A 25251-nucleotide genomic window follows, 5' to 3' on the forward strand; every position below is an offset into this window, starting at 1 on the left:
ATGCGTGATGTCGGACCCGTACCTGATCATCTCCTCCGACTGCCATGCCGGACTGCCGACCGAGCAGTACCGGCCCTATCTGGACAGCAGGTTCCACCGGGCCTTCGACGGTTTCCTCGCCGGGCGCGACGCGCGCCGCGAGGAGATGAACCGGCTCGGCGTACGCAACGAAGCCTTCGCGACACAGTGGTTCAGCGACAACTCCGAGGGCCTGAAGGGAGGTTGGGACACCACCCAGCGGATCAAGGAGCTCGACGGCGACGGAGTGGCGGCCGAAGTCGTCTTCCCGGACGCGGACGCCGTCGACAGCCGGACCGCCGCGCCCTTCGGGGTCGGCCTGGGACTCTCCGGCGACCAGGACCCCGACCTCGGCATGGCGGGCGCGCAGGCGCACAACCGCTGGCTCGCGGAGTTCGTCGGCGGCAACGCGGAGAACGCGGCACGCCACTGCGGGGTCGCCCTGCTGCCCGTCACCGGCGAGGTCGACAGGGTCGTCGCCGAGATCCACCGGGCCAAGGAGTCCGGGCTCGGCGCGCTGATGATCCCCTCGATGTGGGTGGACAAGGCGCCGTACCACGAGCGCCGTTACGACCCTGTGTGGGCCGCCGCGGCCGAGACCGGCATGCCGGTGGTCACCCACTCCGGCGCGGCGCCGCGCCATGAGTACGGCGACCACCTGGGCATCTATGTCTCGGAGGTGACCTGGTGGCCGGCCCGCCCGCTGTGGTTCCTGCTCTGGTCGGGCGTCTTCGAGCGTCACCCGGGCCTGAAGTTCGGCGTCGCCGAGTCCGGCTGCTGGTGGCTGCCGAACCTCCTCTGGTTCATGGACCGGCTCTATCTCGGCGCGCACGGCGGAAAGAAGCTGTCGCCGTTCGCCGAGCTGAAGCGGCCGCCGAGCGAGTATCTCGACCGGCAGATCTTCATCTGCGCCACCAACACCAAGCGGCGCGAGCTCGCCCAGCGGTACGAGATCGGCGTCGACAACATCCTCTGGGGCAGCGACTTCCCGCATCCGGAAGGGACCTGGCCCAACACCCGCGCTTGGCTGAAGAACACCTTCCACGACATCCCGGTCGCCGAGACCCGACGCATGCTGGGCCTGGCCGCGGCGGAGGTCTTCGGCTTCGATGTGTCCGTGCTGGAGCCGATCGCCCGGCGGATCGGCCCGACGCCGGCCGAACTGGGCCAGTCCGACGACCAGTCGGCCGTCGAGGCGTCGTGGGCGAGGTCGCGAGAGGTCGGCCGCCACTGGCTGACCGACAACGACTTCCCGGTTCTGGGAGCGTCGTCATGACGGACCGCTACACCGTCATCTCCGCCGACTGCCACGCCGGGGCCGATCTCCTCGACTACAAGCCGTACTTGGAGAAGAGGTACCACGACGACTTCGACGCCTGGGCGGCCACGTACATCAATCCGTACGAGGACCTCCTCGCCGACACGGCCGACCGCAACTGGAACTCGGACCGGCGGACGGCCGAGCTTGAGGCGGACGGCATTGTCGCCGAGGTCGTCTTCCCCAACACCATCCCGCCCTTCTTCCCCAGCGCCTCGCTGATGGCCCCGGCGCCGACGCGCGAGGAGTACGAACAGCGCTGGGCCGGACTGCGCGCCCACAACCGCTGGCTCGCCGACTTCTGCGCGGCGGCCCCCGGGCGCCGGGCGGGCGTCGCGCAGATCCTGCTCAACGACGTGGACGCGGCCGTCCGCGAGATCCACCGGATCAAGGAGGCGGGACTCACCGGGGGGATCCTGCTGCCCGGTACGCCGCCGGGCTCGGGCCTGCCCGAGCTGTACTCGCAGACGTACGACCCGATCTGGGCGGTCTGCGCCGAGCTCGGCATACCGGTCAACCACCACGGCGGCTCGGCGTCCCCGCCGCTGGGCGAAGAACCGGCGGCCCGCGCGGTGTTCATGGTGGAGACCACCTGGTTCTCGCACCGGGCCCTGTGGCACCTGATCTTCGGCGGCGCCTTCCGCCGCCACCCGGAGCTGAAACTGGTCCTCACCGAACAGGGATCCGGCTGGATTCCGGGCGTGCTCGACATGCTGGACTACTACCACTCGCGCCTGGTGGCGGCGACGAAGGCCGCCACCGCCGAGTCCAAGTTCGGTGCCGGGCTTGCCGCTTCGATGGGCAAGGGCCCGAGCGAGGTCTGGCGCGACAACTGCTTCGTCGGCGCGAGCTTCATGCGCCCGCACGAGGTGCCGCTGCGCGGCCGGATCGGCCTCGACAAGATCATGTGGGGCAGCGACTATCCGCACGACGAAGGCACGGCTCCGTACTCCCGCGAAGGTCTCCGCATCGCCTACGCGGGTCTGCCGAGGGACGAGGTCGCGGCGATGGCCGGCGGCAACGCCGCGCGGGTGTACGGCTTCGACCTCGGCCTCCTCGACCCGATCGCGGCGAAGGTCGGTCCGACGGTCGAGGAGATCGCCGAGCCCCTGGCAGAGATACCGGCCGGCGCGACGAGCCCCGCGTTCGCGCGGGGCGGGTCGGTGCGCGTCTGGTGACGGGCCGGGTGAGACCCTCCCGGGGTGACTGACGCACCCCACGACGGACCCCACGACGAAGCTCACGGCGGGGCCCTCGGCGCGCGGCTCAACTGGCTCCGCGCAGCGGTACTCGGCGCCAACGACGGCGTCGTCTCCACCGCGGGCCTCGTCGTCGGCGTCGCCGGAGCCACCGGCTCGCGCGACACCCTGCTCACCGCCGGACTGGCGGGACTACTGGCCGGCTCCATGTCGATGGCGGTCGGCGAGTACGTCTCCGTGTCCACGCAGCGCGACTCGCAGAAGGCGGCGCTGGCCATGGAGCGACGCGAGCTGCGCGAACAGCCGGAGGAGGAACTCGATGAGCTGGCCGGCCTGTTGATGTCCCGCGGCCTGTCCCAGGAAGTGGCACGGGAGGCGGCGCAGCAGCTCACCGAACGGGACGCACTGCGCGCCCACGCGCGCGTGGAGCTCGGCATCGACCCGGACCAACTGGCGAACCCCTGGCACGCGGCAGGCGCCAGCTTCCTGGCCTTCACGGTCGGCGCGCTGCTGCCGCTGCTGGCGATCGTCCTGCCGCCGGCGTCGATGCGGTTGTACGTCACCGTGGGCTCGGTGCTGACGGCCCTCGCCCTGACGGGCTGGTGGAGCGCCCGCCTGGGCGCGGCGGCGGCGGGCCCTGCGGTGCTGAGGAACCTGGGCGGGGGAGCGATGGCGATGGCGGTGACGTACGGGGCGGGGTCGCTGCTGGGCGCGGTGGGCGTCTGAGGGGCGCCGGCCGGGCCGGACCGTACGCATGTCGACTTGGCAGAAGTCACCAAAGGTTGCTGACATCTCGTCTCGCATACTTGTCGGTAACAACGTCTAGCCGCGCCCGGCCCCCGCCTCTACGGTGCACCCATGCCGAACCTGCCCGATGTCGTGCTGTGGTCGATACCCGCCTTCGTGCTGCTCAGCGTCCTGGAGATGGTGACCGTCCGCCTCCATCCGGACGACGACGCCGCCGGATACGACGCCAAGGACGCCGCCACCAGCGTCGGCATGGGGCTCGGCAGTCTCGTCTTCGACTTCCTGTGGAAGATCCCCATCGTCGCGATCTACACCGCGGTCTACGAGCTCACCCCCGCGCGCGTCCCCGTCCTGTGGTGGACGATCCTGCTGATGCTGCTCGCGCAGGACTTCTTCTACTACTGGTCCCACCGCGGCCACCACGTCATCCGGATCCTGTGGGCCTGCCATGTCGTGCACCACTCGAGCCGGAAGTTCAACCTCACCACGGCGCTGCGCCAGCCCTGGACGAGTCTGACGGCCTGGCCGTTCTATCTGCCGCTCATCGCGTGCGGTGTGCATCCGGCCGCGCTCGCCTTCTGCTCGTCCGCCAATCTCGTGTACCAGTTCTGGGTGCACACCGAGCGGATCGACAAGCTGCCGCGGCCCTTCGAGTACGTACTGAACACGCCCTCCCACCACCGGGTGCACCACGCCTCCCAGGGCGGCTATCTGGACCGGAACTTCGGCGGGATCCTGATCGTCTGGGACCGGCTCTTCGGGTCGTTCACGCCCGAGACCGAGCGGCCCGTGTTCGGGCTCACCAAGAACATCGAGACCTCCAACCCGCTGCGGGTCGCCACGCATGAGTACGCGGCGATCGCCCGGGACGTACGGGCCGCGGGCACCTGGAGCGAGCGGGCCGGGCGGGTCTTCCGCGGACCCGGCTGGCAGCCGGAGCCCCGGACTCCGGCGGCCGCTCCCGCGCCGGAGTCCGGGACCCCGGCGGCGGCTCCCGCGCCGGAGCACGCCGCGTGAGCGCGGTGCCGCAGGTCGGCACCGCCGTCGCGAGCCGTGCGGCGTCCCGTGACCGGATCGGCCGGGCCCTCCTCCTCTCCTTCCTCCTCGCCGTCGGCTGCGATCTGGCCTGCCTCGGCCTCGGCACGGACATCGGGCACCAGATCGCCAAGCCCCTCCTCATACCGCTGCTCGCGGCGTACGCCGTCACCCGCGGCGCGCCCCGGACGCTGGTCGCCGCACTGCTCTTCGGCTGGGTCGGCGACGTCTTCCTGCTCGGCGACGCGGACTGGGCCTTTCTCGTCGGCATGGGGTCGTTCGCCGCCGGACACCTCTGTTACCTGGTCCTCTTCCGACGTACACATACGTCCACACCGCTCGCGGCGGTGTACGGCACCGCCCTCGTCGGTACCGTCGCGCTGCTCTGGCCCGACCTCCCCGCCGAGCTGCGTATCCCGGTCGCCGGCTACTCGCTGCTGCTCACCGCCATGGCCTGCCGCTCCAGCGGACTCGGCCCCGTCGCGGGCGCGGGCGGGGCGCTCTTTCTGCTCTCCGACACGCTGATCGCCACCGACGTCGCCGGGTGGCCGCAGCCACCCTTGCCCGGCTTCTGGATCATGCTCACCTACTGCGCGGCGCAGCTGCTGCTGGCCACTGGCGTGCTGGTGCGGGTTCCGCAGGCGTACCGTGAGAGTCGTACATCCGTATGACACTCGTCTGATCAGCAAGGATTCGCCGCATGCGCGCCACCGTCATCCACGCTCCGCACGACATCCGCGTGGAGGAGGTGCCCGATCCGGCGATCCAGCAGCCCACCGATGTGGTGCTGCGTGTCCTGCGCGCCTGCATCTGCGGCAGTGACCTGTGGGCGTACCGCGGCGAGTCCGCGCGCCAGCCGGGGCAGCGCATCGGACACGAGTTTCTCGGCGTGGTCGAGGAGGCCGGTTCCGCGGTCAGCGGCTTCGCGCCCGGCGATCTTGTCGTCGCTCCTTTCGTCTGGTCCGACGGCACCTGTGACTTCTGCGGCGAGGGCCTCCACACGTCCTGCCCGCAGGGCGGCTTCTGGGGCTCGGTCGGCTTCGACGGCGGTCAGGGCGAGGCCGTGCGCGTGCCCTTCGCCGACGGCACCCTCGTCAAGCTCCCGGCCGAAGCCGCATCCGACGACCGGCTGCTGACCGCGCTGCTCGCGCTCTCCGACGTCATGGGCACCGGACACCACGCCGCCGTGGGCGCCGGGGTGCGGGCCGGCTCCACGGTCGCGGTCGTCGGCGACGGGGCTGTCGGGCTGTGCGGCGTGCTGGCTGCCAAGCGGCTCGGCGCCGAGCGGATCATCGCCCTCGGCCGCCACCAGGTGCGTACCGACATCGCGAAGACCTTCGGCGCCACCGATGTCGTCGCCGAGCGCGGCGAAACGGCCGTCGCGGCAGTCCGCGAGCTGACCGGCGGCCAGGGCGCGCACGCCGTGATCGAGGCCGTCGGCACCGAGCAGTCGATGCGTACGGCCGTCGGGATCACCCGCGACGGCGGCGCGATCGGCTACGTGGGCGTGCCCCACGGCAGCGGTACCGGCCTGGATCTCGGCGTGATGTTCGACCGGAACATCGCCCTGCGCGGTGGCGTCGCGCCCGTCCGCGCCTACATCCCCGAGCTGCTGCCCGACATCCTGGACGGCACGATCGACCCCTCGCCCGTCTTCGATCTGTCGGTCGGCCTCGACGGCGTCCCGGCCGGCTACAAGGCGATGGACGAGCGCACCGCGCTCAAGGTCATCATCAAGCCGTGACCGAGGGGGCCTGACCCGGATCGCCGGATGAAGCCGCCGTGCTCCCCGCGTCCGGCGTCTGCGGCTCGGGGACGCGGCGCAGCCTGATCTCGTGCGGCAGGTCGGAGTACTCGTCGTGGCGCAGGGCCCAGCCCTGCGCCTCGGCCGCCCGCAGGACGTAACCGGCGCCCACGGCACGGTACTTGCGTACCGGAATCTCGCAGGTCCACGGCGGCACAGCCTTGTTCTTGCCGCGCGGCGCGGTCGCCTTGCGCGTCCAGTCCGCCACCTCCTTGTCCGCGCGCCGTCCGTAGAAGGCCGTGTCGCCCTCGTGCCGGAGCTCGGGCCACGACACGAACCAGCGCGGCCAGACCTGCAGCCGGTCGCCCAGCGCGTCGATGGTCTTCTCGAAGCCCTTCTCGAACCCCGGGATCAGCGCGAACAGATCGCCCACGAAAGCGATCGCGAGGAAGAACGCGAAGCCCGCCAGCAGCATCGCCCAGTGCAGTGGCAGCACGATGACGGTGAGGACGAACCGCAGCGTCAGCTCTGCGACGGACCGTGCGGGCAGCGGCTCCCAGGAACTCTCGTGGTACACGGGTGACTCCAGGTACGGGCGGGGCACGACGGGCGGACGGGCAACGGTAGCCTCCGCAACCGTGCTCAGCGCCACTCGGGCGCGTCCGACCCCCAAAAGCCGGGCGGACGCGACCAGTTGGCCGGGCCGCCGGCGAAGGAGACCGGCGGCAGGGCGTGCCGCAGTCGGCCCATGGGGCTGTCCGTCTCCGTGAGCCACCGCTCGGAGTCGTACGCACCGGACTCCTCGGTCTCCTCGGTCCCCTCGGTCTCCTTGGCCTCCTCGGCCGGATCCTTCGTGAGCCGGTTCATCAGCCAGGCCGCCGTCTGGGTGAGGGAGAGCCGCACCAGCCGGGCTCTGCCCTCGTCGTGCTGCTCGGTGAGTGCGCGCAGTACCCCGGCCGCCAGCAGATATCCGGTGCCGTGGTCCAGCGCCTGGGCGGGCAGCGCGCCGGGCTGTCCCTCACCGCCCTCGATCGCGGCGATACCGGTCGCCACCTGCACCAGACTGTCGAAGCCGCGCCGTTCGGCCCACGGCCCGTACCGGCCCCACGCGGAGAGCTGCGCGATCACCAGCCCCGGGTTGCGTACGGCGAGCGCGTCGGCCGTCATCCCGTTGAACTGCTCCAGCGCGCCGGGACGGTAGCCCAGCACCACCACATCGGCGCTCTCCAGCAGCTCCTCGAAGATCCGCCGGTCGCCCACCCGGTCGCCCAGGTCCAGCCGGGTCGACCGCTTCCCCATGCCCGTGTCGTTGTGCGCCTCCTGGCTCTCCGGCAGCCCGGGAGCGTCGATCCGCAGCACATCCGCGCCGAGCAGGGCGAGAGTGCGGGTGGCGACCGGCCCGGCGAGCACCCGGGTGAGATCCAGGACCCGCAGCCCGGCGGCCGGAAGCAGGGTCTCGCCCGTCAACTCCGGCAAGATGCGCGGTGGTTGCTCGTCGCGCTCATGGACCGGCGCGATCGTCAGCAGCGGGTGCGCGGCGGCCCGCGATCCCTGCTCGTGCGCCGCCCACTCCTCGGGCGTACGGGCGGCCACCGCGAGACCACCGGCCGTGTACACCGTCTCCTCGACCTCCGCGGCCCGGCGCCCGCCGATCTCGGCGGCGACGGCCTCCACGCCCGCGTCGCCGGGCAGCCCGAGCGCGGCCAGCAACCGGGCCCGGTGGTGCGGGTAGTTGGCGTGCGTACGGACCCAGCCGTCGCCCGCCCGCCAGAAGCGGGACAGCGGAGCGAAGGTCGTGGGTGCCACGCCGTCGACCCGCACCAGCCGGTCGCTGTGGAATGCCGCGGTCACCGCTCCGTCGTCGACCCGGACGGCCGGGACCCGGCCGCCGGTGCGGCGCGCGGCGAGCTCGGCGGCGGCCAGTGCGCAGACCGCCACGCAGGAGCGGGCCAGCTCCATGACAGGCAGTTGGGCGGGCAGCCCGCCCGTGCCTTCGTACCGGACGCGGTCGAGGAGCGCGGGATCGCCGCCGAGCGCCGCCCACGCGTGGGCCGTACCGGCCGACGACCGACCGCTCGAAGACGGACCGCTCGCAGGCGTACCGCTCAAGGATGTGTGAGCCATGCACGCACTATGGCACTGAGTGCCACCCGAGTGCCACAGGAAGCCGTAGACACGCACAGGGGCCGGACGCGGCAGTCCGCGTCCGGCCCCCAAGAAGCACTGTTACCGGCGAACCGCGTCCAGGGCGTCGGCGACACCCGTTCCGTAGAAGCCGTTGTTGCGCTTGCCGCCCTCGCACACCGCGTCGACCGTGCCGTCGCCGTTGATGTCGTACGGGTTGGTGCAGGCCGTGTCGTCGGCCTCCGCGTAGAGCAGCGCCTTCACCTGCGCCGCCGAAGCGTGCGGGTGCTTCGACTTGATCAGCGCGACGACGCCCGCGACATGCGGCGAAGCCATCGACGTACCGGCCTTGTAGCCGTACTTGCCGCCCGGCAGCGTGGAGAGGATCCGGCCGTCGGTGGCGGGAGCGTCCGGCTTCTGGAAGGCCGTCGAGTCGCCGCCCGGGGCGGAGATGTCGACCATGCCGAGGCCGTAGTTGGAGTACGAGGCCTTCAGGCCCTTGGCGCCGAGCGCGGTGACGGTGACGACACCGGGGAGCTGGGACGGGATGTCCAGGCACTCACGCGGGTTGATCACCCGCTCGACCGGGGTGGTGTCGTTGGGGCTCGTGGTGTCCGTGATCTCGTCGACGGCGAGGTCCATCTCGGAGTTGCCGGCCGCGGCGACGTTCACGGTGCCCTTGCGCTCGGCGTACCGCGTGGCGCGGGTGACGGCCTCGACGAGGGCCCCCTGGTCGGGGTCGTTCTTGCAGTTGAACAGCCACGGGTCGGTGTAGTAGCTGTTGTTGGTCACATCGACGCCGTGCTCGGCGGCCCAGACGAAGCCGCAGACGACGGACTCGGTGTAGAAGAATCCGGCCGTCGTCGCCACCTTGATGCCGGCGACCCTGACGCCCGGCGCGACACCGGTGACGCCGATACCGTTCTTGGCCGCGGCGATCGTGCCCGCGACATGCGTGCCGTGGTCGCTCTCGCCGGCGGCCGGCCGCCAGGAGCCGGGTGTGGTGTCCGGCTTGCCGCTCACGCAGTTGGCCGACGCCTTGGCGTTGAAGTTGGGCGCGAGGTCGGGGTGCGTGTCGTCGACACCCGTGTCGATGACCGCGACCGTGACCTTCTTGCTGCCCAGCGTCTTCTCGTGAGCCTTGTCCGCCTTGATGGCGGGCAGGTCCCACTGGAGCGGCTCGAGCGGGTCCTGTCCCGACTCGGCCTGCGCCGCCGCGGTCTTCGCCTCCTGGGCGGTGAGCGGGCGCTCGGAGTTGATCGAGGTGTCGCTCGCGGCGGCGATCGGCGCGGTACGCGTCGCGCCGGCCGAGGCGACGCCCCTGACCTGGCGGATCGTCTTGGCGAAGTCCGGGTTCTGCGAGTGGACGACGATGACGCCGATCCGGTCGTAGGCGATCACCACCGAACCGCCGGCCTTGGCTATCGCCTTCTTGACCGACTTGGCGGTGCCCTGCCCGCCCTTGACGTTCACGACGTACGACAGCTTCGGGCCGTCGGTCACCACCGCGGCGGGTACCTCGTCCGCCGGGGCTGCCGAGGCGGCTCCCGCGGGAAGGAAGCCGAGCGAGGCCGTGAGCGCCAGACCTGCGGGCAGGGCGAGTGCGCGCCGCCGTCTGGATCCCAGATGAGCCATGGGTTCTCCACATCATCCGTGACAACCGCCCAGACAGACGCGAATGGGCGGGTACATGACCAGCGAAGCTATCGCTGATCATGCGGCCCCATCAATGAGTTCGAGAAGAAACCGGGAAGAAAAAGGCCGACGCTGAACCACTTCGACGCGCTCTCCGTGCCGTTGTCAGGGGGTGGAGCAACATCAAACCGTCCCCGACCGTGAGGTTCCGCTGTGAGCATCCCCAAGTCCTTCCCCACCGCACCCGCGTCGCGAGGAGATTCCGTGGCTACCGATGCACCGTCGCCCCCGGGCGGTCTGGACACCAGCCCCGCTCAGCCCACGACAGAGGCGTTCGTCGAGGTGCAGGAGAGTGCGGAATTCGGCGAACTGCGCCGCACCTACCGCTCCTTCGCCTTCCCCCTGACCGTCGCCTTCATCGCCTGGTACCTGCTGTACGTCCTGCTGTCCAACTACGCCGGCGGCTTCATGGGCACGAAGCTCATCGGCAACATCAACGTCGCCCTCGTCTTCGGACTTTCCCAGTTCGCCACCACCTTCCTCATCGCCTGGCTGTATGCGCGTTACGCCTCCACGAAGCTCGACGCGAAGGCCGAGGCGATCAAGTCCCGTATGGAGGCCGACGCATGAGCGCCGCGTACGCCGCGTATCCCACGGTCCAGTTCGCCGCCGGAGGAGGGGCGAGCGAGCACCGGCCGCTGATCATCACACTGTTCGCGTGCTTCGTCGTCGCGACCCTCTTCATCACCGTGTGGGCCGGCCGTCAGACCAAGAGCGCATCCGACTTCTACGCCGGCGGCCGCCAGTTCACCGGCTTCCAGAACGGCCTCGCGGTCTCCGGCGACTACATGTCCGCCGCCTCCTTCCTCGGAATCGCGGGCGCCATCGCCCTCTTCGGCTACGACGGCTTCCTGTACTCCGTCGGCTTCCTGGTCGCCTGGCTGGTCGCGCTGCTGCTGGTCGCCGAACCGCTGCGCAACTCCGGCCGCTACACCATGGGCGACGTCCTCGCCTACCGGATGCGCCAGCGCCCGGTCCGCACCGCCGCCGGCACCTCCACCATCGTCGTCTCGATCTTCTATCTGCTGGCGCAGATGGCGGGCGCGGGCGTACTGGTCTCGCTGCTGCTCGGCATCACCAGCGACGCGGGCAAGATCGCGATCGTCGCGCTGGTCGGTGTACTGATGATCGTGTACGTGACCATCGGCGGTATGAAGGGCACCACCTGGGTGCAGATGGTCAAGGCCGTCCTGCTCATCGCGGGCACCGTGCTCATCACCTTCCTGATCCTGCTGAAGTTCAACTTCAACCTCTCGGACCTGCTCGGCTCGGCGGCGAAGAACAGCGGCAAGGGATCGGCGTTCCTGGAGCCCGGCCTCAAGTACGGCGCCACCGGCACCTCGAAGCTGGACTTCATCTCGCTCGGTATCGCGCTGGTACTGGGCACCGCGGGCCTGCCGCACATCCTGATCCGCTTCTACACCGTGCCCACCGCCAAGGCCGCCCGTAAGTCGGTGATCTGGGCGATCGGCATCATCGGCGCCTTCTATCTGATGACGATCGTGCTCGGCTTCGGTGCCGCCGCGCTGCTCAAGCCCGGCGACATCATCGCCTCGAACAAGGCGGGCAATACGGCGGCTCCGCTGGCAGCCCTGGAGATCGGCGGCGGAGCGGGATCCGCCGGAGGCTCGATTCTGCTGGCGGTGATCTCCGCGGTCGCCTTCGCCACCATCCTCGCGGTGGTCGCGGGCCTCACCCTGGCGTCCTCTTCGTCCTTCGCGCACGACATCTACGCGAATGTCATCCGCAAGGGCAAGGCCACCGAGAAGGAGGAGGTCCGCGCGGCCCGCTGGGCGACGGTCGCCATCGGCGTCGTCTCCATCGCGCTCGGAGCGCTCGCCCGTGATCTGAACGTGGCGGGCCTGGTCGCACTCGCCTTCGCGGTGGCCGCATCGGCGAATCTGCCGACGATCCTCTACAGCTTGTTCTGGAAGAGGTTCACCACACAGGGCGCCCTGTGGTCCATCTACGGCGGCCTGACCGCGTCGGTGGTGCTGGTGCTCTTCTCGCCGGTCGTCTCCGGCAAGCCCACCTCGATGTTCAAGACAGCGGACTTCTACTGGTTCCCGCTGGAGAACCCGGGCATCGTCTCGATCCCGCTGGGCTTCCTCCTCGGCTGGCTCGGCTCCCTCCTGTCGAAGGAAGAGGCCGACAAGGGCAAGTACGCGGAGCTCGAGGTCAAGTCCCTCACCGGGATCGGAGCACACTGATCCGGGACGCAGTACCGAGTGCCGGGCACGGCCGCGTCGTAGAGTCCTACGACACGGCCGTGCCGCTCCTCGTGACAATCGGGCCCCGGAGTTGTCAGCCCTCTGGCGTAGGCTCAGAGGCAATAAGATCCGCCAAGCGGGGAGGGGGCCCACCGTGCTCATCGACACCTATGGCCGTGTGGCCACTGACCTGCGAGTTTCGCTGACCGACCGGTGCAATCTGCGGTGTACGTACTGCATGCCGGAAGAAGGTCTGCAGTGGCTCGCCAAGCCGGATCTGCTCAGTGACGACGAGATCGTCCGGCTGATGCGTATCGCCGTCACCGACCTCGGCATCACCGAGGTCCGCTTCACCGGCGGGGAGCCGCTGCTGCGGCCGGGGCTGGTCGGCATAGTCGAGCGGTGCGCCGCTCTCGAGCCCCGCCCCCAGATGTCGCTGACCACCAATGGCATCGGACTCAAGCGCACGGCAGCCGCGCTCAAAGCCGCCGGCCTGGACCGGGTCAATGTCTCGCTCGACACTCTGCGGCCCGACGTCTTCAAGACCCTCACCCGCCGCGACCGCCACCGCGATGTGCTGGACGGCCTGGAGGCCGCCCGCGCCGCCGGCCTCACCCCCGTCAAGGTCAATACGGTTCTGATGCCGGGGCTCAACGACGACGAAGCCCCCGACCTGCTCGCCTGGGCCGTGGCCAACGACTACGAGCTGCGCTTCATCGAGCAGATGCCGCTCGACGCTCAGCACGGCTGGAAGCGCGACGGCATGATCACCGCCGGCGACATCCTGGAGTCCCTGCGTACGCGCTTCACGCTCACCGCGGAGGGCGACGAGGAGCGTGGATCCGCGCCCGCCGAGCGCTGGACCGTGGACGGCGGACCGCACCGGGTCGGCGTCATCGCCTCCGTCACCCGCCCGTTCTGCCAGGCCTGCGACCGCACCCGCCTCACCGCCGACGGCCAGGTGCGCACCTGTCTGTTCGCCCGCGAGGAGACGGACCTGCGCGACGCGCTGCGCTCGGACGCACCCGACGCGGAGATCGCGCGCATCTGGAAGGTGGCGATGTGGGGCAAGAAGGCGGGATCGGGCCTTGACGACCCGTCGTTCCTGCAGCCCGACCGGCCGATGTCAGCGATCGGCGGCTGAGCCGGATTCCGGGCCGCGCGAGCCGGCATCCGAGCCCGAGTCGGCATCCTAGCCCGAGCCCGCTCCGGAGGAGCCACGCTCCCACTCCTCGAGCGTCACCACATCCTTGAGAAAACCGCGCAGGTCAAGGAAGTGGGAGAGATGCTCACGGTGCTCGTCGCAGGCGAGCCAGGTCTTGCGGCGCTCAGGAGTGTGCAGCTTCGGGTTGTTCCACGCCAGTACCCAGACGGCGTGGGTGCGGCAGCCCTTGGCGGAGCAGATCGGTGTTTCGTCACTCACTGATGTTCATCCCAAACAAGGCGACGCCGAGCAGCCACGGGGGGAGCTGCCCGGCGTCGGTCCGTCGCTCCGACGGGGGATGCGGAGCGCTTACGAAGTATGTCACGGGGAACGGGGTGTGGTGCACCGGAACTTCATGATTGATCTGAGCTTTTCTTGAGCTTCGCAGCCCCCGTGAAATCAGCTCTGGTCGCGCTCTCGACGGTCCCGCTCGGAGGCTCCGGCTTCCGGCTCGTCCTCCGCCGCGGCGGCTGTGGGCGGTCCCGGGGAAGGCGTGATCATCGGCCGGGAAGGGGTTGGAACGAAGGTCGACGGCAGCGAAGGCGCGTTCTCCCGGCCCGCGTTGGCGATCACCACGGCAATGTAGGGAAGAAGCCCACCGAGCACCAGCGCCACGATCGCCACATGACGTTCGACGTTCCACAGGACGGCGGCGAGGATCACCGCCACGGTCCGCACCGACATCGAAATCACATAGCGGCGCTGCCGGCCACGGACGTCGTCCGCGAGCCCCTGCCGGGCTCCCGTGATCCGGAAGACCTCCGTACTGCCATGCTTCCGCATCAGGTTCCACCACCGATTTTCCACGCCGGACGCTCCCAGGTCCTGACGCCTTCCACCGTACGCCGCGACTCCGACACCTACGAGAGCGGGGGGAGCCCCGCCTGCGTGTCCCGACTGCGCCGTAGCGCGTATGGCGCCGCCCGACATGCGCTGTATCGCGGACAGGCCGAGACTGACGGCGTAACTGCTCATGCGGAGCACGTACGAGGAGGCAGCCATGGGCTGGTTGTGGGCGATCATCGTGGGCTTCGTGCTGGGCCTGATCGCGAAAGCGATCCTTCCCGGCAAGCAGCACATGCCCCTGTGGCTGGCCACCATCTGCGGCATCGTCGGCGCTGCGCTCGGCAACTGGCTCGCGATGGGTCTCGGCATCGCCGAGACCAAGGGCATCGACTGGGGCCGGCACGGACTCCAGCTCCTGGCGGCCGTCGTCATCGTCTTCCTCGGCGAAATGGCCTACACCGCGATGCGGAGCAAGAGGCAGAGAGCCTGAGCCGGGTACGGCGGCGGCCGGGTGAGCAACGAAGCTCACCCGGCCGCCACCGGACTCGGTTCTTCTGCAGCGGCTGATCAGCCGGCCGTGACCTCGACCGCAGCCAGGTTCTTCTTGCCCCGGCGCAGCACGAGCCAGCGGCCGTGCAGCAGCTCCTCCTTCGCCGGTACGGCGTCCTCGGCGGTGACCTTCACGTTGTTCACGTAGGCCCCGCCCTCCTTCACCGTGCGGCGGGCGGCCGACTTGCTCGGCGCGAGACCCACCTCCGCGAGCAGATCCACGACCGGGCCCAGCTCGGCGACCTGGGCGTGCGGCAGCTCGGAGAGCGCCGCCCGCAGCGTCGGCTCGTCGAGCTCGGCCAGCTCGCCCTGCCCGAAGAGCGCCTTCGACGCATTGACGACCGCGGCGCACTGGTCAGCGCCGTGCACCAGCGTCGTCAGCTCCTCGGCCAGCGCCCGCTGCGCGGCACGCGCCTGCGGCCGCTCCTCGGTCAGCTTCTCCAGCTCCTCGATCTCCTCGCGGGACTTGAAGCTGAAGATCCGCAGGAACTTGGAGACGTCCCGGTCGTCCGCGTTCAGCCAGAACTGGTAGAAGGCGTACGGCGTGGTCCGCTCCGGGTCGAGCCAGACCGTGCCGGACTCCGTCTTGCCGAACTTCGTGCCGTCGGCCTTGGTGATCAGCGGTGTGGCCAGCGCGTGCACCTCGGCCTCGGGCTCGACCCGGTGGATCAGGTCGGTGCCCGCGGTGAGGTTCCCCCACTGGTCGCTGCCGCCTGTCTGCAGGGTGCAGCCGTACCGCCGGTACAGCTCCAGGAAGTCCATGCCCTGCAGGATCTGGTAGCTGAACTCGGTGTAGCTGATACCCGCGTCGGAGTTCAGCCGCCGGGCGACCGCCTCCTTCGCGATCATCTTGTTGACCCGGAAGTACTTGCCGATGTCGCGCAGGAAGTCGATCGCGGAGAGCCCCGACGTCCAGTCCAGGTTGTTGACCATGGTCGCGGCGTACGGACCGTCGAAATCGAGGAAGCGCTCGATCTGCCCGCGCAGCCGCTCCACCCAGGCCGCGACGACCTCCGGAGCGTTCAGCGTGCGCTCCGAGTTCGGCTTCGGGTCACCGATCAGACCGGTGGCACCGCCGACGAGGCCCAGCGGGCGGTTCCCCGCCTGCTGGATCCGGCGCATGGTGAGGATCTGGACCAGGTTGCCGAGGTGCAGGCTGGGCGCGGTCGGGTCGAAGCCGCAATAGAACGTGACGGGACCGTCCGCGAACGCCTTGCGCAATGCGTCCTCGTCAGTGGAGAGAGCGATCAGCCCTCGCCACTGCAGTTCGTCGACGATGTCCGTCACGGGTCTCGCGTCTCCTTCGGTGTGCTGGGGGGGACGTCTGTGCATACAGACTCCTCCGAGGTTATACGCCCTGGCTGACCGAACTCATATTGAAATCCGGGACCCGGAGCGCGGGCATCGCGGCCCGGGTGAACCAGTCGCCCCACTCGCGCGGCAGCGTCTTCTCGGTGCGGCCGGCCTCGGTGGCCCGCGACAGCAGGTCGACCGGCGACTCGTTGAAGCGGAAGTTGTTGACCTCGCCGACGACCTCGCCGTTCTCCACGAGATAGACGCCGTCCCGGGTGAGACCGGTCAGCAGCAGCGTCGCCGGGTCGACCTCGCGGATATACCAGAGGCAGGTCAGCAGCAGCCCGCGGGCCGTCGCGGACACCATCTCGTCCAGCGAACGCTCACCGCCGCCGTCCAGGATCAGATTGCCGGCGCCTGGCGCGACCGGCAGGCCCGTCAGACCGGCGCTGTGCCGGGTGGTGACCAGATGCTCCAGCTTTCCGTCGCGTACCCAGTCGGTGCTCGACAGTGGCAGGCCGTTGTCGAAGACCGAGGCGTCGTCGCCGGAGGAGTGCGCGATCACGAAGGGCGCGGACTCCAGGCCCGGCTCGTTCGGATCGCTGCGCAGCGTGAGCGGAAGATCGGACAGCTTCTCGCCGACGCGGGTGCCGCCGCCCGGCTTGGAGAAGACGGTACGGCCCTCCACCGCGTCCCGCGCCGTCGACGACCACAGCTGGTAGATCAGCAGATCGGCCACGGCGGTGGGCGGCAGCAGCGTCTCGTACCGCCCGGCGGGCAGCTCGATTCGGCGCTGAGCCCAGCTGAGGCGCTGCGCGAGCTCCGCGTCCAGCTGCGCCGGGTCCACGTCCTTGAAGTCCCGCGTCGAACGGCCGGCCCAGGCGGAACGGGCGCGGTCCGGGGACTTGGCGTTGAGCTCCAGCGTCCCGTTCGGCTGGTCGTGCCGCAGCCGCAGCCCGGTCGACGTACCGAGGTAGGTGGAGGTCAGCTCATGGTTGGCGAAGCCGTAGAGCTCACGCTCACCGGCCTTGGCGCGGGCGAAGGCCTCGCCCAGCGCGGGCGCGAAGTCTGCGAAGACGGCTGAGGACGTCTCGAGGGGCGCGTCCGTGAAGTCCGGGGAGGCCGGGACCCCTTCGACGAGCGGCTGGGCGTCCTCGGCGGGCCCGGCTGTGCGTGCGGCGGCCTCCGCGGCCCGTACCAGCGGCTCGAGATCGGCAGCGGTGACGGCGGACCGCGACACGACACCGGAGGCGGTGCCCTCGGCGCCGTCGACGGTCGCGATGACGGTGAGGGTGCGGCCGCGGGTCACACCGTTGGTGGTCAGGGCGTTGCGGGCCCAGCGCAGATTGGCGGAGGAGTGCTCGTCGGCGATGACGACACAGCTGTCGGCGGTGGACAGCTCCAGCGCCCGCTCGACCGTCTCGTGCGGCTTGCTGTTGCGGCTCATCGACCGGCCTCCTGCGTGGTGTTGAGACTGAACGGCGTGCGGGGCGCTCTCATCGGCCCGCCTCCTGCGTCGTGTTGAGGATGTTGACGCCGCGGAACAGCGCAGACGGGCAGCCGTGGGAGACCGCCGCGACCTGGCCCGGCTGGGCCTTCCCGCAGTTGAAGGCGCCGCCCAGGACGTACGTCTGCGGGCCTCCCACCTTCTCCATCGAGCCCCAGAAGTCCGTCGTCGTCGCCTGGTACGCGACATCGCGCAGCTGACCGGCCAGCCTGCCGTTCTCGATACGGAAGAAGCGCTGCCCGGTGAACTGGAAGTTGTAGCGCTGCATGTCGATCGACCACGACCGGTCGCCGACCACATAGATGCCGCGCTCCACCCCGCCGATCAGATCCTCCGTCGACAGGCCGCCCGGCTCCGGCTGCAGTGACACGTTCGCCATCCGCTGCACCGGCACATGGCCCGGGGAGTCCGCGTAGGCGCAGCCGTTGGACCGGCCGAGACCCGTCAGCTTCGCGATCCGCCGGTCCAGCTGGTAACCCACCAGCGTGCCGTCCTTGACGAGGTTCCACGACTGAGCCTCGACGCCCTCGTCGTCGAAGCCCACCGTGGCGAGACCGTGCTCGGCGGTCCGGTCGCCCGTCACATTCATGATCGAGGAGCCGTACGCCAGCTTCCCCAGTTTGTCGAAGGTGGCGAAGGACGTCCCGGCGTACGCCGCCTCGTACCCCAGCGCCCGGTCCAGCTCGGTGGCATGGCCGATCGACTCATGGATGGTCAGCCAGAGATTCGACGGGTCGACCACCAGGTCGTAGCGTCCCGCCTCGACGCTCGGCGCGCGCATCTTCTCGGCCAGCAGCGCCGGGATCTGCTCCAGCTCGGACTCCCAGTCCCAGCCCGTGCCGGTCAGATACTCCCAGCCGCGCCCCACCGGCGGCGCGATCGTGCGCATCGAGTCGAACTCGCCAGTCGTCTCGTCGACGGCGACGGCCGTGAGCTGCGGATGCAGCCGCACCCGCTGCTGCGTGGTGACGGTGCCCGCCGTGTCCGCGTAGAACTTGTTCTCCTGGACCGTGAGCAGCGAGGCGTCCACATGCGCAACGCCGTCCGCCCGCAGCAGCCGCGCGCTCCACTCCGCGAGCAGCGCCGTCTTCTCCTCGTCGGGCACCTCGAACGGGTTGATCTCGTATGCGGAGACCCAGGTCCGCTCCGCGTGCACCGGCTCGTCCGCCAGCTCCACCCGCTCGTCGGAGCCCGCCGCCGCGATCACCTGCGCCGAGAGCTTCGCCATCGCGACCGCCTGGCCGGCGACCCTGGCGGCCGCGTCCATCGTCATATCGACCCCTGAGGCGAAGCCCCAGGCACCGCCGTGGACCACCCGCACCGCGTACCCCAGGTCCGTGGTGTCCGATGAACCGGCGGGCTTGGCGTCGCGCAGCCGCCACGCCGCACTGCGCACGCGCTCGAAGCGGAAATCGGCGTGCTCGGCGCCGAGCGCCCGCGCCCGCGCGAGTGCCGCGTCGGCGAGGGCCCGCAGCGGCAGCGCGGTGAACGTCTGATCGATGTCATGGGCCACAAGCGGCCTCCCCTTCTCACGGCCTCGGATCACTACGCGGAAGTGAAGCACGCCTCCCACCCGGCTCCGAACCGGAAATCGCGGTAACTACCTCATGAGCACAGGCGGCGCTGCGCACCGGATCCCCACCAGGTGGAGCTCGCCGAGTAGTCCAGGAACCGCGGACCACTCGCATCACGCCGCACTGGCGTCCAACTCGGCGCCCCCACTGCCGAGTCCGGCTGTGGGCTCCCGCTCATGGATTTGCTCGCGCCCGGCTGGGACGTCACGGCCGACACCCGTCGGCAGGCAGATCCGCTGCCTCCTCCCTCGTGACCGCTGACCGCGAATGACCGGCCGGAGGTCTCAAATGCCGCATCGACGTGCGATTTCGCCGATTGTCGTACCCCAGGGGTAGTCTCTCGGTCACGCGGAGTTGACAGTCAACTCCCGGTACCGCCGTGAGCGTTGGGGAGATGGTGGATGGTCGGGCGCGAAGTGTCACCGGCGGATCACCAGCACAAAGAGATCCGCGAAGTCCTCAAGTGGCTCGTTGCCGCCGGCTGGACACTGCGCAAGGAAGGGCACTGGGGGCGGCTGTACTGCACCTGTGCCGAAGGGTGCCTCACCATCCCGGTGCCGGGTACGGCGAAGAATCCCGGGCGCACGGCACGGAACCTCGCGCGGCGCGCGAAGCTGTGCCCGCTCCCTGAGGGGGACCCGCGCCGTGCCCCGGGTGGCGGTGTTGTCGTTTGACAACGTACGTGCACTGGGTAAGTCTGCCCTCAGAGGGGTGGCGGACCCTGGCGCGGGTTCGTGGAGCACGATCAAGGGGGGTTGGGGCGCGATGGAATACGAGTTTGTCTTCGTCGTGGACGGCATCAGCGTGGACGACGACGTGGCGGTCGGCGTCATCTTCGACGAGTTCGACGGGCTGCTCACCCGGCACCGGGGCAAGCATCTCCTGGATGTGTCGGAAAGCGGGGACAGTGCCATTGACGCGGCGCACCGCCTGGTCGTGCGGCTGCACCAGGAGCTGCCCCAGCTGCGTCTGCTCCGGCTCGACCCGGACCTGGTCGGCGTATCGGACATCGCCGAGCGGGCCGGCCGCACCCGGCAGAACGTCCTGCAGTGGGTGAACGGCGAGCGGCGTCATGACGCCCCGGCGTTCCCGGAGCCCGAGGGTACGGTCGGCCGCTCCCTCGTCTGGCGCTGGGCAGAGGTCAACGCCTGGCTGGCGGCGATCGGCGAGAAGGCCGGTGACGTAGGAGCGGCCCGCGAGGACGCCCTGCACATCGACTTCATGCTGTCGCGCTGGCGGCAGGTGCTCGACGACGGTCTGCCGATCGTGCGGTTCGTCCACGCGGTGCAGGACGACGACCGTTCGGCAGACCGAGCCGCCGTCGCGCAACTGCTGGAAGGCACCCTCTCCGCCCCCGGCGTCCTGGAGATGATTTCGGCCTTCCCCCGAGCCGAACATCAACGGCTCACCGTGGTCTGCGCTGTGCTTCCCGACCGTCTTGACACTGTGGCCTCACGCATAGGACGCGACGAGACATGGGTGATCCTCGCCTTCCAGGGGAGAGAGAACGAGCTGTATCTCCCTCCTGTCAGCGCACGTGAGATCCCCGGTTCACGGCCCGTCTCGGAATTGGGGCTCGGCAGGGACGCGACCGTGGGCGACCTGCTGCTCGTCATCGACAACGGCGCGGTGGCGCCCACCACCCCAGTGGCCGTCGCCTGACGAATGGGGAGTACCCGGGGGCCGGTGTCCCCCATCCGTTCCGTACACCGCGTGCAGGGCCGGCCGGCCGGGGCGAATGAATCGGCCTGCCGTAGTCGGAGCCGAAGGGCCGCATCGACGAGCTCGCGCGGCGGCTCGTGCAAAGCCGCGGCTCGGTAATTCTGTAGGGACCCGACAGTGACTGCAGTACGGCGCTGTCAGGGCCCGATTCTCCGTAATGCGGGCGGGACCGATAGGTTTTCGAGGTACCAGACCGCTATCGAAAGGGTGATCCGTTGAGCCGCTCGGTTCTCGTCACCGGAGGAAACCGGGGCATCGGCCTCGCCATCGCCCGCGCGTTCGCCGAAGCCGGCGACAAGGTCGCGATCACGTACCGCTCCGGCGAGCCGCCGGCCGGCTTCCTCGCCGTCAAGTGCGACATCACCGACACCGAGCAGGTGGAGCAGGCCTACAAGGAGATCGAGGAGAAGCACGGTCCGGTGGAGGTGCTGGTCGCCAACGCCGGTGTCACCAAGGACCAGCTGCTGATGCGGATGTCCGAGGACGACTTCACCACCGTCCTCGACACCAACCTCACCGGCACCTTCCGGGTCGTGAAGCGCGCCAACCGCGGCATGCTGCGGGCCAAGAAGGGCCGCGTCGTACTGATCTCCTCCGTGGTCGGTCTGCTGGGCTCGGCGGGGCAGGCGAACTACGCCGCATCGAAGGCCGGTCTCGTCGGCTTCGCCCGCTCCCTCGCCCGTGAGCTCGGCTCGCGGAACATCACGTTCAACGTCGTCACACCCGGTTTTGTCGACACCGACATGACCAAGGTGCTCACGGACGAGCAGCGCGCGGGCATCGTCTCGCAGGTGCCGCTCGGCCGCTATGCGCAGCCGGAGGAGATCGCCGCCACGGTGCGCTTCCTCGCCTCCGACGACGCCTCGTACATCACTGGAGCCGTCATCCCCGTTGACGGCGGATTGGGCATGGGTCACTGATCACATGAGTGGAATCCTCGCCGGCAAGCGCATTCTCGTCACAGGCGTCCTCACCGAGGGGTCCATCGCCTTCCACGCCGCCAAGGTGGCCCAGGAGGAGGGCGCGGAGGTCATCCTCACCGGCTTCGGCCGACTCTCACTGGTCGAGCGCATCGCGAAGCGGCTGCCCAAGCCCGCCCCGGTCATCGAGCTGGATGTCACCAACCAGGAGCACCTGGACGGCCTCGCGGACAAGATCCGTGAGCACTCCAGCGACGACTCGGGCCTCGACGGCATCGTGCACTCGATCGCCTTCGGCCCGCAGGGCGCGTTCAACTTCCTCGAAGCGAGCTGGGAGGACGTCTCCACGGCCGTCCAGGTCTCGGCGTACTCCTACAAGTCGCTCACCATGGCCTGCCTCCCGCTGATGCAGCGCGGCGGTTCGGTCGTCGGCCTCACCTTCGACGCGACGATCGCCTGGCCGAAGTACGACTGGATGGGCGTGGCCAAGGCGGCCCTGGAGTCCACCAACCGCTACCTCGCCCGCGACCTCGGCGCCAAGAACGTCCGCTGCAACCTGATCGCGGCCGGCCCGATCAAGTCGATTGCCGCGAAGTCCATCCCGGGCTTCGAGGAGCTCGCGGACGTGTGGAACCACCGCGCCCCGATCGGCTGGGACCTGGCCGACCCTGACCCGGCCGGCCGCGGTGTCGTCGGTCTGCTCTCGGACTTCTTCCCGCGCACGACCGGCGAGATCGTCCATGTCGACGGTGGCGTGCACATGATGGGTGCCTGAACCCTCCGTACAAGAACCCCCTCGTACGAGAACGACGCCCCGTTTCCCGCCCTGTGCGGGGAGCGGGGCGTCGCCCGTTCGGGCCCCCGGAGCGCGCGGCGCACCGCCGGGAAGGCGACGCTGGAGAGGCAATCCCCCTTGTGGTGCAGCCGCGGCTATTTCGCGCCGCAGTACGGCCGAGGAGGTCCTGCTTGTGCGTACGACCTTGTGCTTCGCCTCCGTACTGACCACGGTGACGGTGCTGGCCCTGCTGTGGGCGCCGCCGACCGCCGTTTCCCAGCCGCCCCCCGAAGATTCGAAGCCCCAGTCCGAGCCGCGGGATTTCAAGGCCGACTGCCGCACCGTCGTCGACGGCTCCCGGGCCACCGCCTACTGCCACAACCCGTACCCCCAGACCGACCGCGTCCGGCTGCACATCGAGTGCGAGCGCTGGTGGGACGTCGACGCGGACAGCGCGCCCGTCGAGATAGGCCCGGCCGGCTACGCAGAGCTCACCGACCGCTGCTGGAAGGAGGTGAGCACGGTCTGGGTCAGCCACCAGCCCCTGCGGGATTCCGCAGGCACATGAACGGGTAGCCCGCCGCCTCCGCGGCCGCCGCGTCACCGTCGCCCGCGCGGATCGCCTCGACCATCCGCGCGTGGTCCATATGGTTCTCCGGGCGCAGTTCGCGGCCGATGTCGTCGCGCAGCCAGTCCCGCAGCAGATCGCCCAGGTCGGCGTAGATCTCGGTCAGCACCTCATTGTGCGAAGCGGCCACCACCGCCTGATGGAATGTCGCATCCGCGGCGACGAACTGCTCCGCGTCGCCCGTGGCCCACGCCTCCTCGCGGCGGGCGAGGAGGGTGTCCAGCTGCTTGAGATCGCGTTCCGTACGCCGCTCGGCGGCCAGCTCGGCGGCGGAGGACTCGAGGGTGGAGCGCAGCTCGGCGATATGCCGGGGGTTGGCGTCCGCGAAGCGGCGGTGCATGACGCCGGCCAGTTCGCTCGTCGCCACGACATACGTCCCCGAACCCTGCCGGATGTCCAGGAGTCCGTTGTGCGCGAGCGCGCGGACCGCCTCGCGGACGGTGTTGCGGGCCACGCCCAGCTGCTCGACCAGTTCCGGCTCGGTGGGGATCCGGGAACCTACCGGCCACTCGCCCGAGGTGATCTGGTTCCGCAGCTGGGCGATCACCTGGTCGGAGAGTGCGGAACGCCGGGGAGAGGTCAGCGCCATGGTGCTCCTTGTGCACAAGACTCGTACGGGATTGGACAACCAATCATCCCATGATTCTATGATGGCCACATGCCCGACGAGACCCAGACGCTGAGCCCCGCCACCACCGACCGTACCGCCGCGGAACCGTTGGCCTCGCGGCCCGCGGCCTGGCTCACCCGGCTCGTGATCGCAGGCATCGTCCTCGCGGCACTCAATCTCCGCCCCGCCATCACCAGCCTCGGCGCGCTCCTCGAAGAGGCCCGGGTCGGGCTGCACATGAGTGGCAGCGTGGCCGGCGTCCTCACCTCCGTACCGCCGCTCTGTTTCGCGCTCTTCGGGATCGCGGCACCGCGGCTTGCCCGGCGCTTCGGCGCCGGGGCCGTCGTCTGCGCGGGCATGGCCGCCATCGCGACCGGGCTGCTGATCCGGCCCTTCGCCGGCGGCACAGTCGGCTTCCTCGCCGCCAGCGCGCTCGCCCTCATGGGCATCGCCGTCAGCAACGTCCTGATGCCGGTGATCATCAAGCGGTACTTCCCCGACCGTGTCGGCTCCATGACCGGGCTCTACTCGATGGCGCTGGCGCTCGGCACCTCTGCCGCCGCGGCTGCCACCGTGCCCATGACCGAGGCGCTGGGCGGCAGTTGGCGGGTCGGCCTCGGGATCTGGGCGGTCCTCGCCGCCCTCGCCGTACTGCCCTGGACAGGCCTGGTCCGCGACCGCGGCGCGGCCGCGCGGAGCACTCCGGCCGCACCGGCCCAGGACATCCGGGCCCCACGGGTCACCCGTAGCCGCACCGCATGGGCGCTCGGCTGCTTCTTCGGCCTCCAGGCCACCGGCGCGTACATCACCATGGGCTGGATGCCGCAGATCTTCCGTGACGCGGGGGTCTCGGCCGGCACGGCCGGCGTGCTGCTCGCCGTGACCATGGTGATGGGCGTGCCGCTCGCCTTCGTCATCCCGCGGCTGGCCACCCGGATGAGGACCCAGGGCCCGATCGTCGTCGCCCTCGGCCTGTGCGGACTGACCGGCTACGCGGGCCTGTTCTTCGCGCCGGCCGCCGGAGCCTGGGCCTGGGCGCTGCTGCTGGGTATCTCCAACTGCGCCTTCCCGCTCGCCCTCACCCTGATCGGCATGCGGTCGAGGACCGGCATCGGCGTGGTACGGCTGTCGGCCTTCGCGCAGTCCACCGGCTATCTGATCTCCATTCCCGGACCGCTGCTGGTGGGCGTGCTCTACCAGCACAGTGGCGGCTGGGGGCTGCCGATCGCGCTGATGGCGGGGCTGATCGTGCCGCAGATCGCCGTCGGCATCCTGGCCGGCCGGGACCGGACGATCGAGGACGAATGCTGAGGTGCGAGACTGGCTCCATGCCTGTGCTCGACCCGAATCCCCCGAATGGCCAGAAGAAGCTCCTCTACGTCTTCGGCGTGATGATCGCCATCACCGTGGTGATCGCCGTTGTCGCGTCCATCGCCTCGCCCTGACACGGTCGTTGTCCCGCCGCAAGCCCTGGCAAGCTCCGGCGAGTGAGCCGAAGGGGCGCGCGGGTGCCGAAAGGGAGAACGCGCGGAGGCCGCGAGGGACGAGCGGTCGAGCACGATCGACCGCCGGCAGACGCTCAAGGCGCCCCGG

At 69.9% G+C, this 25251-nt stretch carries 26 protein-coding genes; 17 read left to right on the plus strand and 9 right to left on the minus strand.

Annotated features, from left to right (window positions below):
• Nucleotides 1-7: 7 nt before the first annotated feature.
• From ACFWDI_RS13115 to ACFWDI_RS13140, 6 genes are all read left to right on the plus strand, one after another.
• Nucleotides 8-1294, plus strand: coding sequence for an amidohydrolase family protein (locus ACFWDI_RS13115; RefSeq protein WP_385303535.1), 1287 nt, complete (start codon nucleotides 8-10; stop codon nucleotides 1292-1294).
• Nucleotides 1291-2514, plus strand: a complete 1224-nt coding sequence (locus ACFWDI_RS13120) for an amidohydrolase family protein (RefSeq protein ID WP_385303537.1) — start codon at nucleotides 1291-1293, stop codon at nucleotides 2512-2514. The genes ACFWDI_RS13115 and ACFWDI_RS13120 overlap by 4 nt, the downstream gene beginning before the upstream one ends.
• A 24-nt stretch (nucleotides 2515-2538) precedes the next feature.
• Nucleotides 2539-3261 (plus strand): VIT family protein, encoded by a 723-nt coding sequence (locus ACFWDI_RS13125; protein ID WP_385303538.1) that lies wholly within the window; start codon nucleotides 2539-2541, stop codon nucleotides 3259-3261.
• A 132-nt stretch (nucleotides 3262-3393) separates the two neighbouring features.
• Entirely contained in the window at nucleotides 3394-4299 is a 906-nt protein-coding gene (locus tag ACFWDI_RS13130; RefSeq protein ID WP_385303540.1) for a sterol desaturase family protein, read from the plus strand.
• Nucleotides 4300-4304: 5 nt separating this feature from the next.
• Nucleotides 4305-4988, plus strand: a complete 684-nt coding sequence (locus ACFWDI_RS13135) for a lysoplasmalogenase (RefSeq protein ID WP_385303586.1) — start codon at nucleotides 4305-4307, stop codon at nucleotides 4986-4988.
• A 29-nt stretch (nucleotides 4989-5017) separates the two neighbouring features.
• Nucleotides 5018-6061, plus strand: a complete 1044-nt coding sequence (locus ACFWDI_RS13140; protein WP_385303541.1) for a zinc-dependent alcohol dehydrogenase family protein — start codon at nucleotides 5018-5020, stop codon at nucleotides 6059-6061.
• Here ACFWDI_RS13140 and ACFWDI_RS13145 read toward each other — a convergent pair.
• The 3 genes from ACFWDI_RS13145 to ACFWDI_RS13155 all read right to left on the minus strand — a co-directional run bounded on the left by ACFWDI_RS13145 (nucleotide 6051) and on the right by ACFWDI_RS13155 (nucleotide 9820).
• Nucleotides 6051-6638: a hypothetical protein gene (locus ACFWDI_RS13145; RefSeq protein ID WP_385303543.1), complete on the minus strand. Its 588-nt coding sequence runs from the start codon at nucleotides 6636-6638 to the stop codon at nucleotides 6051-6053. The genes ACFWDI_RS13140 and ACFWDI_RS13145 overlap by 11 nt on opposite strands.
• A 65-nt stretch (nucleotides 6639-6703) precedes the next feature.
• Nucleotides 6704-8185, minus strand: a complete 1482-nt coding sequence (locus tag ACFWDI_RS13150) for a CoA transferase (protein WP_385303545.1) — start codon at nucleotides 8183-8185, stop codon at nucleotides 6704-6706.
• Between the two features lie 102 nt (nucleotides 8186-8287).
• A complete protein-coding gene (locus ACFWDI_RS13155; RefSeq protein WP_385303546.1) occupies nucleotides 8288-9820 on the minus strand; it encodes a S8 family serine peptidase in 1533 nt (510 codons plus the stop codon).
• Between the two features lie 264 nt (nucleotides 9821-10084).
• Between ACFWDI_RS13155 and ACFWDI_RS13160 the strand changes: the two genes are divergently transcribed.
• The 3 genes from ACFWDI_RS13160 to moaA all read left to right on the plus strand — a co-directional run bounded on the left by ACFWDI_RS13160 (nucleotide 10085) and on the right by moaA (nucleotide 13234).
• Nucleotides 10085-10450, plus strand: coding sequence for a DUF485 domain-containing protein (locus ACFWDI_RS13160; protein WP_327322754.1), 366 nt, complete (start codon nucleotides 10085-10087; stop codon nucleotides 10448-10450).
• On the plus strand, nucleotides 10447-12090 hold the full coding sequence (locus ACFWDI_RS13165) for a cation acetate symporter (RefSeq protein ID WP_385303547.1): 1644 nt from the start codon (nucleotides 10447-10449) through the stop codon (nucleotides 12088-12090). The genes ACFWDI_RS13160 and ACFWDI_RS13165 overlap by 4 nt, the downstream gene beginning before the upstream one ends.
• Nucleotides 12091-12244: 154 nt before the next feature.
• A complete protein-coding gene (gene moaA, locus ACFWDI_RS13170; RefSeq protein WP_385303548.1) occupies nucleotides 12245-13234 on the plus strand; it encodes a GTP 3',8-cyclase MoaA in 990 nt (329 codons plus the stop codon).
• Between the two features lie 48 nt (nucleotides 13235-13282).
• On the opposite strand, the gene ACFWDI_RS13175 is transcribed toward moaA, so the two are convergent.
• Together ACFWDI_RS13175 and ACFWDI_RS13180 are read right to left on the minus strand one after the other, a co-directional pair.
• Nucleotides 13283-13513, minus strand: coding sequence for a hypothetical protein (locus tag ACFWDI_RS13175; RefSeq protein WP_385303550.1), 231 nt, complete (start codon nucleotides 13511-13513; stop codon nucleotides 13283-13285).
• A 180-nt stretch (nucleotides 13514-13693) separates the two neighbouring features.
• Nucleotides 13694-14077 carry a DUF3099 domain-containing protein gene (locus tag ACFWDI_RS13180; RefSeq protein ID WP_327322750.1) on the minus strand — a complete coding sequence of 128 codons (384 nt, stop codon included), beginning with the start codon at nucleotides 14075-14077 and terminating at the stop codon, nucleotides 13694-13696.
• Nucleotides 14078-14294: 217 nt separating this feature from the next.
• Here ACFWDI_RS13180 and ACFWDI_RS13185 point away from each other — a divergent pair, with 217 nt between their 5' ends.
• A complete protein-coding gene (locus ACFWDI_RS13185; RefSeq protein WP_327328265.1) occupies nucleotides 14295-14570 on the plus strand; it encodes a GlsB/YeaQ/YmgE family stress response membrane protein in 276 nt (91 codons plus the stop codon).
• 77 nt (nucleotides 14571-14647) lie between these two features.
• On the opposite strand, the gene tyrS is transcribed toward ACFWDI_RS13185, so the two are convergent.
• The 3 genes from tyrS to ACFWDI_RS13200 form a co-directional block, all read right to left on the minus strand.
• Complete coding sequence (gene tyrS / locus ACFWDI_RS13190) at nucleotides 14648-15916, minus strand: tyrosine--tRNA ligase (protein WP_327322749.1); 1269 nt, start codon at nucleotides 15914-15916, stop codon at nucleotides 14648-14650.
• 61 nt (nucleotides 15917-15977) lie between these two features.
• The gene (locus tag ACFWDI_RS13195; protein ID WP_385303552.1) at nucleotides 15978-17369 is read right to left on the minus strand and encodes a metallopeptidase TldD-related protein; all 1392 of its coding nucleotides are present in this window, start codon (nucleotides 17367-17369) and stop codon (nucleotides 15978-15980) included.
• A gap of 49 nt (nucleotides 17370-17418) precedes the next feature.
• Nucleotides 17419-18942 (minus strand): TldD/PmbA family protein, encoded by a 1524-nt coding sequence (locus ACFWDI_RS13200; protein ID WP_385303553.1) that lies wholly within the window; start codon nucleotides 18940-18942, stop codon nucleotides 17419-17421.
• A 462-nt stretch (nucleotides 18943-19404) separates the two neighbouring features.
• On the opposite strand from ACFWDI_RS13200, the gene ACFWDI_RS13205 reads away from it, so the two are divergent.
• From ACFWDI_RS13205 to ACFWDI_RS13225, 5 genes are all read left to right on the plus strand, one after another.
• Entirely contained in the window at nucleotides 19405-19677 is a 273-nt protein-coding gene (locus ACFWDI_RS13205; protein ID WP_385303554.1) for a hypothetical protein, read from the plus strand.
• A 91-nt stretch (nucleotides 19678-19768) separates the two neighbouring features.
• On the plus strand, nucleotides 19769-20665 hold the full coding sequence (locus tag ACFWDI_RS13210; RefSeq protein ID WP_385303556.1) for a helix-turn-helix transcriptional regulator: 897 nt from the start codon (nucleotides 19769-19771) through the stop codon (nucleotides 20663-20665).
• A 275-nt stretch (nucleotides 20666-20940) separates the two neighbouring features.
• Nucleotides 20941-21645, plus strand: coding sequence for a 3-oxoacyl-[acyl-carrier-protein] reductase (gene fabG, locus ACFWDI_RS13215; RefSeq protein ID WP_385303557.1), 705 nt, complete (start codon nucleotides 20941-20943; stop codon nucleotides 21643-21645).
• A 4-nt stretch (nucleotides 21646-21649) separates the two neighbouring features.
• A complete protein-coding gene (gene fabI / locus ACFWDI_RS13220; protein ID WP_385303558.1) occupies nucleotides 21650-22420 on the plus strand; it encodes an enoyl-ACP reductase FabI in 771 nt (256 codons plus the stop codon).
• Between the two features lie 193 nt (nucleotides 22421-22613).
• Nucleotides 22614-22988 carry a hypothetical protein gene (locus ACFWDI_RS13225; RefSeq protein WP_385303559.1) on the plus strand — a complete coding sequence of 125 codons (375 nt, stop codon included), beginning with the start codon at nucleotides 22614-22616 and terminating at the stop codon, nucleotides 22986-22988.
• On the opposite strand, the gene ACFWDI_RS13230 is transcribed toward ACFWDI_RS13225, so the two are convergent.
• Nucleotides 22951-23637 (minus strand): FadR/GntR family transcriptional regulator, encoded by a 687-nt coding sequence (locus ACFWDI_RS13230; protein WP_385303560.1) that lies wholly within the window; start codon nucleotides 23635-23637, stop codon nucleotides 22951-22953. The two genes, ACFWDI_RS13225 and ACFWDI_RS13230, sit on opposite strands and share 38 nt — an antisense overlap.
• A gap of 69 nt (nucleotides 23638-23706) precedes the next feature.
• Between ACFWDI_RS13230 and ACFWDI_RS13235 the strand changes: the two genes are divergently transcribed.
• Together ACFWDI_RS13235 and ACFWDI_RS13240 are read left to right on the plus strand one after the other, a co-directional pair.
• Nucleotides 23707-24969, plus strand: a complete 1263-nt coding sequence (locus tag ACFWDI_RS13235) for a CynX/NimT family MFS transporter (protein WP_385303561.1) — start codon at nucleotides 23707-23709, stop codon at nucleotides 24967-24969.
• A 17-nt stretch (nucleotides 24970-24986) separates the two neighbouring features.
• Nucleotides 24987-25103, plus strand: coding sequence for an SGM_5486 family transporter-associated protein (locus ACFWDI_RS13240; RefSeq protein WP_327322740.1), 117 nt, complete (start codon nucleotides 24987-24989; stop codon nucleotides 25101-25103).
• Nucleotides 25104-25251 lie beyond the last annotated feature (148 nt).

The organism is Streptomyces sp. NPDC060064, assembly GCF_042736455.1.
Classification (GTDB): Bacteria; Actinomycetota; Actinomycetes; order Streptomycetales; family Streptomycetaceae; genus Streptomyces.